Annotated in this window: 15 protein-coding genes; 3 read left to right on the top strand and 12 right to left on the bottom strand. The window is 35.2% G+C overall.

Annotation, left to right across the window (positions count from 1 at the left end; all coding sequences use genetic code 11):
- The first annotated feature begins 13 nt into the window (after positions 1-13).
- Positions 14-1,045: a ketopantoate reductase family protein gene (locus KUA55_RS00515; RefSeq protein ID WP_218324215.1), complete on the top strand. Its 1,032-nt coding sequence runs from the start codon at positions 14-16 to the stop codon at positions 1,043-1,045.
- Positions 1,046-1,145: 100 nt separating this feature from the next.
- Here the strand turns inward: KUA55_RS00515 and KUA55_RS00510 are convergent, their stop codons facing one another.
- From KUA55_RS00510 to KUA55_RS00475, 8 genes are all read right to left on the bottom strand, one after another.
- Positions 1,146-1,508, bottom strand: a complete 363-nt coding sequence (locus tag KUA55_RS00510) for a phage holin family protein (protein WP_218324214.1) — start codon at positions 1,506-1,508, stop codon at positions 1,146-1,148.
- Positions 1,508-1,801 (bottom strand): PspC domain-containing protein, encoded by a 294-nt coding sequence (locus KUA55_RS00505; RefSeq protein WP_218324213.1) that lies wholly within the window; start codon positions 1,799-1,801, stop codon positions 1,508-1,510. Before KUA55_RS00505 ends, KUA55_RS00510 begins: the two co-directional genes overlap by 1 nt.
- 26 nt (positions 1,802-1,827) lie before the next feature.
- On the bottom strand, positions 1,828-3,339 hold the full coding sequence (liaX, locus tag KUA55_RS00500; protein ID WP_218324212.1) for a daptomycin-sensing surface protein LiaX: 1,512 nt from the start codon (positions 3,337-3,339) through the stop codon (positions 1,828-1,830).
- 178 nt (positions 3,340-3,517) lie between these two features.
- On the bottom strand, positions 3,518-4,270 hold the full coding sequence (locus KUA55_RS00495) for a class II aldolase/adducin family protein (protein WP_218324211.1): 753 nt from the start codon (positions 4,268-4,270) through the stop codon (positions 3,518-3,520).
- Between the two features lie 14 nt (positions 4,271-4,284).
- Positions 4,285-4,548 carry a hypothetical protein gene (locus KUA55_RS00490; RefSeq protein ID WP_343214695.1) on the bottom strand — a complete coding sequence of 88 codons (264 nt, stop codon included), beginning with the start codon at positions 4,546-4,548 and terminating at the stop codon, positions 4,285-4,287.
- 27 nt (positions 4,549-4,575) lie between these two features.
- Positions 4,576-5,970, bottom strand: coding sequence for a PTS galactitol transporter subunit IIC (locus KUA55_RS00485; protein ID WP_218324210.1), 1,395 nt, complete (start codon positions 5,968-5,970; stop codon positions 4,576-4,578).
- A gap of 21 nt (positions 5,971-5,991) precedes the next feature.
- Positions 5,992-6,291 (bottom strand): PTS sugar transporter subunit IIB, encoded by a 300-nt coding sequence (locus KUA55_RS00480; protein ID WP_218324209.1) that lies wholly within the window; start codon positions 6,289-6,291, stop codon positions 5,992-5,994.
- A gap of 22 nt (positions 6,292-6,313) precedes the next feature.
- Positions 6,314-6,772 (bottom strand): PTS sugar transporter subunit IIA, encoded by a 459-nt coding sequence (locus KUA55_RS00475; RefSeq protein WP_218324208.1) that lies wholly within the window; start codon positions 6,770-6,772, stop codon positions 6,314-6,316.
- A gap of 247 nt (positions 6,773-7,019) precedes the next feature.
- Between KUA55_RS00475 and KUA55_RS00470 the strand changes: the two genes are divergently transcribed.
- Together KUA55_RS00470 and KUA55_RS00465 are read left to right on the top strand one after the other, a co-directional pair.
- Positions 7,020-7,781: a DeoR/GlpR family DNA-binding transcription regulator gene (locus KUA55_RS00470; protein WP_218324207.1), complete on the top strand. Its 762-nt coding sequence runs from the start codon at positions 7,020-7,022 to the stop codon at positions 7,779-7,781.
- Positions 7,778-8,728 (top strand): 1-phosphofructokinase family hexose kinase, encoded by a 951-nt coding sequence (locus KUA55_RS00465; RefSeq protein WP_218324206.1) that lies wholly within the window; start codon positions 7,778-7,780, stop codon positions 8,726-8,728. Before KUA55_RS00470 ends, KUA55_RS00465 begins: the two co-directional genes overlap by 4 nt.
- A 330-nt stretch (positions 8,729-9,058) precedes the next feature.
- Here the strand turns inward: KUA55_RS00465 and KUA55_RS00460 are convergent, their stop codons facing one another.
- The 4 genes from KUA55_RS00460 to pstB (KUA55_RS00445) form a co-directional block, all read right to left on the bottom strand.
- The gene (locus KUA55_RS00460) at positions 9,059-12,367 is read right to left on the bottom strand and encodes a MucBP domain-containing protein (RefSeq protein ID WP_218324205.1); all 3,309 of its coding nucleotides are present in this window, start codon (positions 12,365-12,367) and stop codon (positions 9,059-9,061) included.
- A gap of 219 nt (positions 12,368-12,586) precedes the next feature.
- Entirely contained in the window at positions 12,587-13,264 is a 678-nt protein-coding gene (phoU, locus tag KUA55_RS00455; RefSeq protein WP_218324204.1) for a phosphate signaling complex protein PhoU, read from the bottom strand.
- Positions 13,265-13,300: 36 nt separating this feature from the next.
- The gene (gene pstB / locus KUA55_RS00450; RefSeq protein ID WP_218324203.1) at positions 13,301-14,059 is read right to left on the bottom strand and encodes a phosphate ABC transporter ATP-binding protein PstB; all 759 of its coding nucleotides are present in this window, start codon (positions 14,057-14,059) and stop codon (positions 13,301-13,303) included.
- A gap of 149 nt (positions 14,060-14,208) precedes the next feature.
- Positions 14,209-15,009: a phosphate ABC transporter ATP-binding protein PstB gene (gene pstB, locus KUA55_RS00445; protein ID WP_218324202.1), complete on the bottom strand. Its 801-nt coding sequence runs from the start codon at positions 15,007-15,009 to the stop codon at positions 14,209-14,211.
- Positions 15,010-15,019: the final 10 nt, after the last annotated feature.

Genomic DNA, 15,019 nt, shown 5'->3' with positions numbered 1-15,019 from the left:
TGAGGTGAATAATGTGAAACGAATTGCAGTAATGGGTACTGGGTCATTAGGTACAATTTTAGGCGCCTTTATCTCTTTGCATAGACAAGTTGACTTAATTGATGTAAACGAAGCTCATGTTAAAGCTTTAAATGAGCATGGTGCAAAAATCACTGGAACGATGGAATTTACTGTTCCTGTCAAAGCTTTCTTACCAGAAGAGCTCACCGGTGAATATGACTTGATTATATTTTTAGTGAAACAAGTATACAATGATTCAGCAATTGCTTCTATTAAAAATCATATCAATGAAAATACGATTATTTTAACTTTACAAAATGGTTTTCCAGAGCCTGCGTTAATTGAAGTATTTGGTGAAAATAGAGTTATTGGGTGTACAGTTGGCTGGGGCGCGACTTGGATTGAACCAGGTGTTTCCGAATTAACTACACCAGAATCAGCTTTAAGCTTTTCGATGGGTCGTTTAAATGGCGAAGTTGATCAGAAAGTCTTAGACTGTAAAACAATTTTAGAAAATATGTGCGAAGTCCATTTGGAGGATAACTTTGCAGGCATGCGTTGGGCAAAATTGTTAGTTAATGCTACTTATAGCGGCTTATCCGCTGCTTTAGGTTGTACTTTTGGTGATGTACTAGATGATCCGATTGCCAGTGTTTATGCTATGTACGTTTGTAATGAATGTATTCGTGTGGGAGATGCCTGGGGAGTTACTAAATATTCAACTGCTCAAGGTGAAAACATGCGTGACACTTTAGGCTTTAAAGATAATCAGGAAAGGTTATTAAAAGCCAATACTTATGAGACTGGTTTCAGACCAGCACAGCTATTAAAAGCTAGCATGTTGCAGGACTTAGAAAAAGGCCGTCCAACTGAAATTCATGCAATCAATGGCATTGTGACATTCTTTGGTAAAAAAGAAAAAATAGCAACCCCTTTTAATGATGAAATCATTCGAATCGTCACTACCGCCGAAGCCAACAAAACAGTTCCAACTATGGAGAATCTTCCAGCTTTAGAAAAAATCTTAGCAAAATATCGCTATTAAAAGAAAAAACTGATGGATAACATAATGATCAATAACGTAAAGTTAATGATCATTATATCCGTCAGTTTTTATTTCTAGCTAAAAAAACGGATAGCTATTACTAGCCATCCGTATATTTATCGATATTTCGTTCTGAGACAATCGCATTGACAATCGCCATCACGACTGCGACTAAAATCGAGGCCCAGAAACTTGAGAAACCGAAGCGAGCTGCTCCTAAAATACTAGAAGTCAGTTGTAACATTCCAGCGCTAATCACAAAACTAAATAATCCAAGAGTTAAAATATTTAGTGGCAGTGATAATAAAACTAACACCGGCTTAACTAAGGCATTTAACAAGGATAGCACGAAACTCGCTATAAGTGCGGTGGTTAAACTAGCCACAAAAACGTGGCTAGGAAATAACACCGTCAGCGAAATAAAGATTAACGTGTTTACGATTAAGCGCTGCAAGTAGGTCATTAAAAGTCGCTCCAGTCATCATCATCAATTTTTTCTGCTTGTTTAGGTTGTTTCTTTTGGTTTGCACCATAATATTGGTTTTGGTGACCATAAGATTGCCCACCGCGTGGTGCTGCTGGGATAATGATCGCCAATAAAATATATAATAAAATTGGTGAACCAATTAATACTAAACTTAAAAATACATAAATGACACGCACAATCGTAGGATCAATCCCGAAAAATTCAGCAATCCCAGCTAAAGTCCCGGTTAATACTACATTATTACGAGATTTGCGTAATTTCTTATCCATAAAAATCTTCTCCTTCTATCAGTAAACTAAGCGTCATAATCTTTTAAGAAAATGCTCCCAGTTGTCGTTGTTAAATCAATTTGAGTCATCGCATCATCTAAGCGACGGAATTGGAATAGGCGGTTGGTTTTATCTTTTTTCTCCCGCACAACTTCAACTTCACTTAAGCGTTGATTGATATTCCCAAAGCTTGTTTTAGCGATTCCTTCTAAACCGATGTTTGTTGGTAAAGAAACTTTGATGGTTCCGTTCACCGCACTAGCTTTAACTTTGCGCAATGAATCATTTTTAGCGGTTAATTTAATATCGCCGTTGATTAATGAGATGCCGTAATTTTGTACATCTGCTTTCCCAACAATCGTACCATTTACTGTTTCAATAATCGAGTCTAAAATTTCACCATTTTGAATTTCAATGTTGCCGTTAACTCCTTCAATTTCCAACATTGTTGCATTGATTTGTTTGAAGGTGATGTTCCCGTTGGTTGATTTTGCGTAAACATCTTTTGCATTTAATTCTTCTACTGTAAAGTTCCCATTTAATAGTTTGACTGCCACATGATCGTAAGTCCGATTTGGTAAATAGAAAGTTAATTCAGCATGGACCCGTTTGTTTGGTACTTGGAATGAAATGTGATCATTATCCACTTCAATCTGACTACGTTCCATGAATGATTGAATTGGTGATGCTTCATTCATCTTACCATATAGTTTAATTTTGGCATCAATTTTGATGTCATTATCGTCCCATGATTTAAAGATTACTTTACCGTTGGCTAACTTCACGTCAATCAAGGTTGGTTCAACCTCAGTATATAAAAATTGATGTTCAAATTTTGTTGAAGCGACACCTGGAACTTTGACGTTGAAATCTTTCCAGTCAACATTATCTTCTACTGTGTCAGAAATCGTTTTGAAAGTTTTCTTCATTAAACGACCTAATTGTAAACCAGCATCCCCTAGTTTTTCACCGACTTGAGTAAAGGTTTCAGTCGCTTGTTCTTTCAAATCTTCTGGAATATCAAAATGACTACGACGAGAACGACGATTTTCTTGTTGGTCTTCGTGAATGCTGTTAAGCATTTCTTTTTGGGCTATTTCTTGATTGTCCAAGAGAATTAATTGTTCTTCCAACTCTTTAATTTCAGCTTCCAATTCAGCCATCAAACCTTCATCACCTTCGATTAAAATTTCGAAGTCCTGTTTTGTGTGAAGTTCTGATAAAGCTTCCTGTTTGTCAGCTAATAATGATTTTACTTCGCCTTTTTCTTGATTGATTTCATCAATTTTGGCAGAAATTTGGTTGGCTTCAGTCGCTAACTCATCGTAGTATGCTTCTAAATCTGCTTGAGATTCCTCTTCAAATTCATCCATCAAATCATCGACTTGATCTTTATGATAAGAATCTACTTGATCGGCTTCTTTTTGAACTTGTGCTTCATCTTTATCTTTTGCGATATTTTCTAATAATACTAAACCTTCTTCAGTTGTAATGATCCCTTTTTTAACTAAGTCTAAAATACGTTGTCTTTCATTCATAAAAATTGCCTCCTTCAGCAATGTTAAAGTCATTTTGTTTACATCCTTATTATGCAACGCTTCGCAAATTTTGTCATAGGACTTAAGGCCGAACTTTGACTAAGACTTTAATAAATTAAACAAAAAAAAGAAACTCAAGATAATTATCTCAAGTTTCTTCTATTATATACTTAAAAAATTAGTCTCCTCCGGCAGCAATTTTTGCACGGTTATAAATCGCATCTTTTTCCTTTAAGTCGGCTAAATCTGCGATATCTTCGCCTTTGGAATGGAATTTATCAGTAATTCCCAATGCTTGAAATACTGCTTGTTTATAAGCTATTTCCGCATTCCACTCGACAGTGTCTAATATTGATAAAGCTTTATGAATTGCCATCATTCCAGTATCACCAGTCGCATTAATTAATACACCATGGCTGTCCAACAACAACATATGTGGAACTGGTAAATCATTTTCTTTGATATAAGAGCTAGTAATTTCAGCTAGTTCTTCCGAACAGTTCGGTGCAAACTTCATTACAGGAACTGGTCCCACTTTTTGAGTAGCTTCAGTCAGATTAGGCATAGGTAAGCCACTTGTTGCCCAAAACATTGCATTTGGTGCATGAGAATGTAAAACAGCTTTAATCTTTGGATTAGAGTCATAAACTGCCTGATGCATATTGATTTCTCTCGTCAAGCTACCAACACCACTGACTACTTCTCTTGTATCAGGATCCACAACTAAGATTTGAGCCGCTGATAATTCTCCTAAGTAAGCTTCTGACATCATTGTTGGTGTCATAATAATAAAATCTTTTCTATTATCATCTGTAGCTAAAAAAGAGAAATTTCCACCAGCCACATTTGTATTTTTTCTAGTAAAAATTAATTTAACGATTTTTGCCAAATCTTCTCTTTCTCTTTCAAACAACATACGTCCATCTGACATTTATAATTCCTCCATTATTTTTTTCTAAGTAGATTACCTGATTGAAGTGCTGTTTTTGCAGCTTCTCGCACAGCTTCAGATTCTTCCAATTTTTTCTTACGTTTTTCATCGTATTCTTTAAATAAAATCGGACTCCCATATTTATAGATATACACTGCTAGTCCAATCACAATAAGATTTAATAGCACTTGTTTAGTAGCCATTGCAGTAAGGAAAAGAACAACTGCTAAAAAAAGCAATCCATACCACTTCATTTTTTCTCTTTCAATTTGCTTCACAATTCTCTCTCCTTACTTCAATCCTGATTATTCTGTTGTGGTACTGACATTTAATTTGGTATCTTTTCCACTTTCTTCGTAGCGTTTACTTGGGATGGCAACTTTATTCATATATTTATAAAGAAGTACAAACAATCCTAGGAAGATGATTACACCCGCTATAGCGATTGGATTTAAATTAAATGCTTCTGCAAAAAAGATTCTAAACTCTGGACCTTCTATTGATGACCAAGTAATCGATTGTCCTTCACGGAATCCTTCTACCGCTCCAGTTGATTCAGCCAAACCAGTAAGTATTGGTGCAAGATACGTCGCTGCATATAAATAGATCGGTAATGAAATAACACCTAAAACCAACATCCGTAAAAGATTACCACCAGTTAATAAAAGACCACCGACAGCAATTGCATAGTTAATAATACCTGCCAATGGTAATACTTCATTTCCAGGAAGAATGATGGCGTAACCGATAAATACAGGAACTAACAAGATTGCTGTTACCCAAATTTCAGAACGACCTGCCAAAATTGGCCAATCCAATCCGATATACACTTCTCTATCTTTAAATTTACGTTTCATAAATTCCGACATTGCATCTGCTAAAGGAGACAAAGATTGCATAAACATTTTTGAAATCATTGGAAATAGCGCCATTGCTGTAGCGACTTGAATCGCCAAATTTAATGAACCAGATACACCGTAAGCAGCCGCTAAACCAAGACCTAAACCAATGATGAATCCCATAACAGAGTTCTCAGAAAAAATACCCAACTTAGATTTTAAAGCATTGGTATCTGAACGTTTATTAAAGAAAGGAATTTTATCCATCAGCATATTAAAAGGCAACAATAAGACTGCTGAAGAAGTCATAAAATGTGTCACTGTTACTAAAGGAATACCAGTTAAATCTTGAATATGACGTTGGAACATATCTCCTAACTTCAACTCTAAAACAACTTGAACAATCGCTGTAATAAATCCAGCTACTAAGTTTCCTGACACATAATAAACTAAATAAGCAGTTAAGGCTTTACCCCAAACGTTCCACATATCTACGTTCAAAGTTTTTGTAAGATTTAACACCAATAGTAAAAAATTTACACCAATCGTCACTGCAAAAAAGACAAAAGCATAAGTCCAAGACCAAGTAATACTTGCAGCTCCCGTCCAACCTAAGTCAAGTGCCGGTAGGCTAATACCAGTATTTGTAGCTAGTGCTTCTGATGCAGGACTTACCGCATTTGACATAAAAGCAATTACCATCGACATCCCAGTAAAAGCGATACCCAATGTAATAGCTGACATAAAGGCTTTTTTGATTTTCATTCCAGCCAGTAAACCTAATACTAAAATAATCAGTGGGACAAAAATTGCCGAACCTAATCCTAAAATGTAATTAATAATATCTTGAAATATCTGCACATTCGTTACCCCCTTATTTTTTTATTTAATTAGAGCTAGTATTTCATTGTAGACATCCGCATCACCCATACCTGTTAAGAAAGGAATACCAGGGAAAACTTTTACGCCTAATTCCTCTGCTTTTGTCAATACATCTTCATCTGGTTGGGCAACATACACATAAATCCCGGCAGAAGGTAGTTCATTTTGAATCGATTTGTAATCCACTGCTTCCACTGGGAAATCAATACCATCATCCTCAAATTTGCTAGCAATTTTACTAGCAATTGTTTGACTTGTTGCTACTCCACTACCACATGCTACGATTAATTTTCTCTTCATTGTTTCTTCCTCCTATATATTATTAAATATTTTCTACAAATAATTGATAAACCGATTCTGGACAATTTGTATTTTGGTAAGCTTCAACAAAAGTCTCATCCATAAATAAATTCATAAAGGCTTGAAGCAAGCCAACTTGATTTTTGCCATCTTTGATACCCAAGAAAAATAAATTTTTGACCTTCATTTCTTGGCTGTCTCCCATTTGACGACATTGAACATCTTCATTTAATCGACAAATAAATACAAAAGGCTTTTTTACATACTCAGGATCAGCATGTGGTAAACCAATATTTAAATGCTGTGTAATTAAACCTGTGGGAAATTTTTGTTCACGTTTGGTAATGCCTGTTAAGTAATCATCATTAACCATTCCGTTTTCTTTAAGCAGATCTGCTACTTGACTAAAAGCTTCTTCTTCAGATGCTGCAGAAATCTCCAAATCAATGAGAGCCGGATCAAACATTTCTTTATAGTCCATTACAATACCTCCATTTTGAAATAATTTGAAAAACATTGTTAATTTTTTGTGATATAATGTTTAACTTTGTTTGCAAAACAATCATATTACAAAAAAAGCCTTATGTCAACGCTTTCTTAAAACAAAGTTTAACAATTTTACAAGTGATAACGCTTGAAAATAATAATAATAGCGACTATAATGAACTTGAACATTAATGTTGAACAAACATAAACAACATAAAACAAATAAAGGAGGTACTTGTTCTATGCTAAAACAAGAACGACAAGAAAAACTCTTAGATCTAATTCAAAAACACACTTATCTTTCAATAGTTGAAATCGCTTCACGTTTAGATGTTTCCGAAATGACGATTCGTCGTGATATCACTGAATTGGCAAAACAGAAAAAACTGACTAAATTATATGGAGGTGCTCAAAAGCTAGATATTCTTGATAAAGAATTGTCTACTGATGAAAAGATCCAAACCAATGTAGCGCAAAAAAAATACATTGGAAAAATCATTAATAGTTTAATCCCAGATCATTCGATTATATTTGTTGGTGCTGGTACAACCATTTACTATGCCTTACCAGAAATTCAGCGAAAAGATTTATTCGTTATTACAAATAGCCTAATCGCCTTTACTTATTTGAAAGAAAATACAAATTATCGGATTTTGTTAACTGGAGGAGAATTTTCCCATACAACTGAGGAATTCATAGGTGAAGTAGCTGTCCGTTCCTTTGATAATTTAAATATTGACTTAGCTTTTGCTGCTACTAATGGTATCTTTGACAACAATGTCACAACCGCTCAATTTGATGAAGGAAATGTCCAAAATGCTGCGTTTAAAAAAGCAAAAACAACCTGTATTGTTGCTGACAGTTCAAAGCTAGGTGTGTCAGATATTTATACCTTCACACGCTTAAGTGATCACGACTACTTAATTACGGATGATGGTATTTCCGATGAATTAGTAGCGCATTATAGTGATTACACGAAAGTTTTGAAGGAGGAAATTCAATGATTTTAACTATTACCATGAATCCTTCAATGGATTTTGCTTATTTTATTGACCACTTTAATGTGGGTAAAATGAATCGTTTTGAATCCCCTACAAAATCAGTTGGCGGAAAAGGTGTTAATGCAGGGCGAACAGCAGCAATTTCAGGTTCAAAGGTTTTATTAACTGGTTTTTTAGGTGGCGATTTTGGCTCCTTAGTGAACAAATATTTACTCCAAGAAAATCTGTTTGAATTGGATATGCTACAAGCTAAAGGAGAAACACGCAACGCCATAACAATCATGCATGATAACCATACCCACACAGAAATTGTCGAAAGTGGACCAAAAATTTCTGATGATGAAACTTCGATCTTAATGGAAAAAATTATGCAAAAAAATAAGCAAAAAAAAATCAATCTAGTTTGTATTTCTGGGTCGGTCAATTCAGACAATCCACAACTTTACTTACAAATGCTAAACTATATCCGAGAAAATATTGATGCTGATATCCCAGTTTTTATGGATGTTTCAGGAGTTCAGCTAACGTCTTTATTGAAAAGTGAAAACTATAAGCCAAATTTTATCAAACCCAATGTTCATGAATTAAGTGAAATTTTGGATAAAAAAATCGAGACAAAAGAACAGGCACGAGGTGAATTAAACCACCCTTATTTTGCTGGTATTCAATACATTATGATTTCTTGTGGCAGTGAGGGTGCCCTTTGTAAAGTGAATAACGATTTTTATGATATTGAAATTCCTAAAATCGATATTACCAATACAACCGGATCAGGAGATGCTTCAGTAGGTGGTTTTGCTCACGCAATCGAGCAAAATTTTAAATTGGAGGATGCTTTAAAATATTCGATGGCTTGTGGCATGTCTAATGCGCAACATGGCGAAGTTGGCGTAATCGATGTTAATGATGTTAAAAAGTTCATCAAAATGATTACAGTAAAAAAACTATAATTATTATTTTTTTAGTAAACATAGAGCGACCCTCAAAAAGTTAGCACTTTGGTCTAACTTTTTGAGGGTCGCTTCAGTAGAAGCATATTGTGAAACTCTCGATACAAAAAAATCTAGTGCTACAACATTTAAAACTGATAAAAACTTTCTTGTATCTGAGACTTTTTATTGTGGCTTTCGTGATTCTCAGAATATGATAACTAAAATTCTTCTATTGAATCATTTAATTCAATACATTAAAAAAAACAAGAACGATTTGAAATCCGTTCTTGTCATAGGTCTGATTTAAAAAAGTTACTGAAAAAAATTCAGCAGTTTTTTTCAGGATGTTTAGTGATTTTCGGCTTTTCGTCGATAGATAATCATTACGACACCTACTAGTAACATAATTCCGACTATCGATAAAATACTAGATATTTTTTTATTTTCTCCCGTTTTTGGTAAAGTTTTTGCTGTATTAGTAGCAACATAGTTAGTTGGTGCTAGTCCATTACCACCTGAACCAATGTAATTTGAAGTATTTTTGCCCCCCGTTGTTGGGATGGTCGGTTCATTTTTACTATAAACATAGATGATAGTAATTACTTCATCACTATATTTCCCTTTAGTATTTCCTTTTGTCTCTTTGAAGGTAAATCCATCAATTGTTTTTTGTTTTGTTTCATAAGCAGTATTAATGGCTCCAATTGAAAAATCTGGCATGGCAATATCTTCACCTTGTTCATCTTGATATCTAGTAATGACTAAGCCATTTTTTACTGCTTGTTTTGCATAAATTAAAGTAACTGTTTGTGGTTGTGCTTGATAAATACCAAACAAATTACCCTTCACTTCTGTTAAATAATAGTCTGGAATTGTTTTAATGACATCAGTATTTGTCCCTGGATAAACGTCACCGACATTTCCAGTTATTTCTTTGGCATCAGCTAGCTCTTTTCCTTGTTCATCTTGATAATAATAGGTAACTTTACCAGTTTCGACAGGCGTTGGTATCTTTTGATAAACATAGGTCACAGTTATTAAATCTTTGCTATAGGTCCCTTTGGCATTATCTGGAATTTTCGGTCCCGTATAACCATTAATTTTTTTAGCTTCCGTGTCGTAAGCTTCATCAATTTCCCCTGTTTTTACTTCGCTTAATGCAATTGGCAAACCTGTTTCATCAACATAATGCACTAAAACAGTTCCAAGATCTTGACCCTGTTTGATTTTTTGGTAAACTAACACCACTTCTTGTGGTTCATCTGTAACAAGCCCTGAAAGTTGTCCTTTAACTGCTTTTAACGTGTAACCCTCAAAAGATTTTATTTCAGTATTATAAACGGTCCCTATATCTTGATTGATTACAATATCTGGACTAAACAGAGGATTGCCCTCTTCATCTTGATATTTAATAGTGACTTGACCACCAGCAATAGTATCTTTTTTATAAATATATTTTACGTAAGTAATATCTTCAGCATAATTTCCGTTAGCATTTGTCGGTGTAGCGACTAAACTATAACCACTAATTGTTTCGGCAGAAGTTGTGTAAGCTGAATTTATTTTACCTGTTAAAATCTTAGTGTCTGCTAAAGGATTTCCTGCTTCATCTTGGTGACTTACTACAACCGTACTAACATCTGGTTTATATTCAAAAATAATGGTTTGTGCTTGATCAGTAAAGGTACCACTCATGCTGGTTAAAGGATTTCCTGCACCATCTTTAACATTTACCAGACCATAGTTTTCAAACATTTTTACTTCTGCTTCGAAAGAATCGCCAACAAAGCCAGTCAGAGTTATCTGATCTAATTCCTTTACTTCATTTCCTGCACTATCAATTTCGATGTAACGAACTTTTACGTCAGCTGCTTTTTCTTGATATATAGCGTATAAAGTTTGATTGCCTTTAACAATATTGATGGCTTTTCCGACCTCTAAACCAACATCTGGTTTTGTAGCAGCTTTATTTTCTGACCAGCCTAAAAATTTAGCATTGGCTTTAGTTGCCTTCAATGTATTTGCGCCATCAACAATTGTTGTTGCCAACTGATCGTAGCCAACTTGATAATACGCTGTAGGATTTTCACCTTCATAATAAATTTTTCCATCATATGTTGTTAAGGCCTTATTTAGTTCAAAGGTTCCTCCGTTAGCATCATATTTAAGCCAATTGATTTCCACTGAACCAGGATCAGACTTCAAGCCATTAGTATTTAAATCCGTTTCATCTGGTCGTGGTCTCCCTCTCTGATCCAAGACAGAATCAATACCATCAACATAATTGTCAATTTTATCATCTGCCACTTTTTCAGGAGCAATCGGTACAGTCGGAATAATAGTAGTCGAACCATCTACTGCGGCACCGGCGGAAATCTTTCCGTAATTTTCCAACAAATCCATCGTATCTAAACCAAAAACATCCGCCATGGTAACATCCTCTTCAAGTCCGATATTGGAATTCTTTTTAGAGATTGTTTTTGCGCCACCAACGTTGTTAGTCTTCGCATCTGACTGTGAAATATTACCAACAAATAAATTATTATAAAATTTCCCAGCACCACCGATGCCCCAAGAACCGCTGTTTCCAATTGCTCCACCACTATAAGTAGCAAAATTATTAATAAAGCTATTATTAATGTAGTCAATGTTAATCGTACGAAGTCCTACGGCAAAAACCTGAATGGCACCACCGCTATTTGAACCCTTATCATTTCCTAAAGCTTGATTGCCATAAAAAGTATTATTCTTAAAAGTAATACCACTAGGAATACTTTCATTTGATTGCAGTAAGATAGCGCCACCATCATCACCGGCAATATTATTGGCAAAAGTATTTCCTGTTAATTGAATGGTGACTCCTTTTTTAACATTCCAAAAAGAAAGTGCCCCACCATCAGCCAATAAAGAATATTGATTCGTTTCTTGGACATTTTTTGCTGCAGAGTTTCCTTCAAAATAATTGTTCTTTAATTCAATGACTGCTGTTGCTGCAGGCTGATGAAAATGAATGGCGCCACCCTCACCGCCAACCACCGGACCGGTAACATCTGTTGTACTATTATTATTAAAGCGTGTATTCATAATTGATAACTTTTTGCTGAAGCCATCAGCCGTGCCAATCGCTCCACCAGAATAACCACCATTGTAATTTACATTATCAGAGAAATTCGAGTTTTTGATGGCTGTATTGCTAGCGATATACATCGCACCACCATGACCCCCACCATTAAAGTGACTAATTGATAAATTGTCCAAGATCAATGTTCCAGTGTAACCACCAGCATCAATACCTTTACTTTTATCTGTCGTACCATTCCCTGCCAGTTTCAGATTTTGCAAAGTCAACTCAGAATTGGTATCTCCAGTACCAGCCCCATAAGAAAAAATTTGCACACTTTTTCCAACTGCTGCCTGTAAGGTTTTTCCACCACCATCAATAACTGTCTGATAAGCTGTCTCTTTTAATTTGATCGTTTGATCAATCTCTGTCGGAAAAGTATCCCCTAAAGTAATTGTCTGATTGCTGCTAGCTTGATTGACTGCATTTTCTAAATCCGCAATCGTATTTACCTCAGTCCCAAACACTGGAGTAGAAAACCCTACTAAAAACAGACCACTTAAAAGAAACCCTAATAAATATAGCCTTTTTTTCATTTACCTCTCACCGCTCTTTTCTTGATTAATAAGCTAACTATAGCCTCATAATGAGCAGTCGAAGTTTTTTTGAAACCGTTTACAATACTTTTTGGCAAAAAAATATTATTTTTATGTTTTTTTCCCTTTTTTTATAGGTCAATAGCAATATATTATGAATTTTTTTCATAAAAAAAAGCAGTTCTTAACAATTACTAATTAAGAACTACTGTTTTTATATTAAAAATTTTCATTTCGATTCGAATTTAATTCAGTAATTTTTCCAGTTGCTAAGTAAACAATCCACTCACAGATATTGGTCACATAGTCGCCAACCCGTTCCAAGTAACCAGCCACGTGTAAATAATCTGTTCCACTAATAATCGTTTCTGAATCTTTTTCCATTGTATTGGTGGTCATGTCATAGATTTTTTGGAAGTAATCATTGATAGTTTCGTCCATCTTCGCAATCATCCGAGCATCTTTTTCGTCAGTTTTTACGTAAGCAACTAGCACGTTGTCTACCATTTTTTTCACGTAATCAGACATTTCGTTGATTTCTTTTTCGACTTCTAAAATTCGTGGCAAGCCTTTTAGTCGGATCGTTGATTTGGCGATTGACACCGCGTGATCAGCCATTCTTTCTAAGTCAGAACTCGCTTTCATAATCGTAATAATCGTTCTCAAATCCGTGGTAACCGGTTGTTGTAAGGCAATCATTTCGAAGCTTTTCTTTTCTAATTTGACTTCCATCTCATTGATTTCAATATCATGATCAATGACTTCTTGGGCCAATGCTTTGTTATGATCAATATAAGATCGCACCGATTTATGGACGGCACTAGAAACCATCATCCCCATCTCGTAAAATTGGTTATGCAAGTTTAATAAATCTTCTTCAAATTGTGTTCGTAACATTTTTTTCCCTCCACTAAGGTGCTCTCTGTCTCGTCTTTAGCCAAATTTACCAGAAATATAATCCTCTGTTTCTTGTTTTGCTGGATCTAAAAAGATTTTTTTCGTTTTATCAAATTCAATTAACTCACCTTGCAAGAAAAAGGCAGTCTTGTCAGAAATACGTGAAGCCTGACTCATATTGTGGGTCACAATAATAATTGTATAGTTTTCTTTTAATTCTAACAGCATATTTTCGATTTTCCCAGTCGAAACTGGATCTAGCGCACTAGTAGGCTCATCTAATAAAATGATCTCAGGATTTACTGCCAAAACACGGGCGATACATACCCGTTGTTGCTGCCCACCAGATAAAGACAAAGCACTCTCATGAAGTTTGTCTTTCACATCTTCCCAAACCGAGGCTGCTCGCAAACTTTCTTCGACTTTTTGATCTAAGACTTGTTTATCCTTTTCCCCTTTTAATTTCAATCCGTAAATAACATTTTCATAAATTGAGAAAGGAAATGGATTAGGCTGTTGGAAAACCATTCCGATTTCTTTTCGCAACTCAACGGTATCTGTCTTTGGACTGTAAATATCGCGGTTTTTATAATCAACGCTTCCTGTGATTGTCACACCCGGAATTAAATCATTCATCCGATTTAAACAACGTAGATAAGTTGATTTACCACAACCTGATGGACCAATCATAGCAGTAATTTCATTTTTATTAAAGGCTAAATCAATGCCTTTCAAGGCTTCTTTTTCACCATAATAAAGGTGCAAATCTTTTGAAGTAATAATTTTGTCAGCCATATTTTGTCGTCTACTCCATTTCAAGGTATTAAATTTCTTGCCAGAAATTTAGTTTTATTTTCCGTACGACTACCATTCTACTAAAGCAAAAAGCGCTAAGTAGAACTGGCAACTCCATTTCAAGGTATTAAATTTCTCAGCACACTCTTCTAACCAAAATGGCCAGATACATAATCTTCGGTGGCTTGAATTTTTGGTCGGGTAAAGATTTTAGTCGTCTTGTCATACTCGATGGCATGTCCCAAGTAAAAGAAAGAAGTGTAGTCACTGATCCGTGCGGCTTGTTGCATATTGTGGGTCACGATAATGATGGTGTAATCTTCTTTTAATTGTACCAAAGTTTCTTCCACTGTCCCGGTCGAGATCGGGTCTAAGGCCGAAGCTGGTTCATCTAATAGTAAGATGTCGGGTTTCATGGCAATTGCTCTGGCGATACATAATCTTTGCTGTTGTCCGCCAGACAAGGCTAAGGCACTTTTATCCAAGTTATCTTTGACTTGTTCCCACAATGCTGCTTGTTTTAAGCTGGTTTCGACCATTTCTTCTAATTTATGTTTATCTTTTTCACCGTGTTGTTTCAAAGCAAAAGTAATGTTGTCACGGATCGATTTACTAAATGGATTTGGTCGTTGAAAAACCATGCCGATTCTTTTGCGCATTTCGTAAACATCAATGTTATCGGCATTGATATTGACATCTTTGTACATAATTTTTCCAGTTACATGAGCTGCGGCAATGCCATCATTCATCCGATTTAAAGAACGTAAATAAGTTGATTTACCACAACCGGAAGGACCGATTAGCGCGGTAATCTTATTTTTTTCAAATTCCAGATCAATTCCTTTAATCGCTTCGTTGTTACCGTAAAACACATGTAAATCTTCTGTATGCAAAGCAATTTCACCAGGCATGCTGATAATATTGCGTTCATCCCAATTATAATCTTTCATTATGTTGCTC

It is taken from the genome of Enterococcus alishanensis (assembly GCF_019218635.1).
Classification (GTDB): Bacteria; Bacillota; Bacilli; order Lactobacillales; family Enterococcaceae; genus Enterococcus_A; species Enterococcus_A alishanensis.
This window is presented reverse-complemented; position numbering and strand designations above follow the sequence as displayed.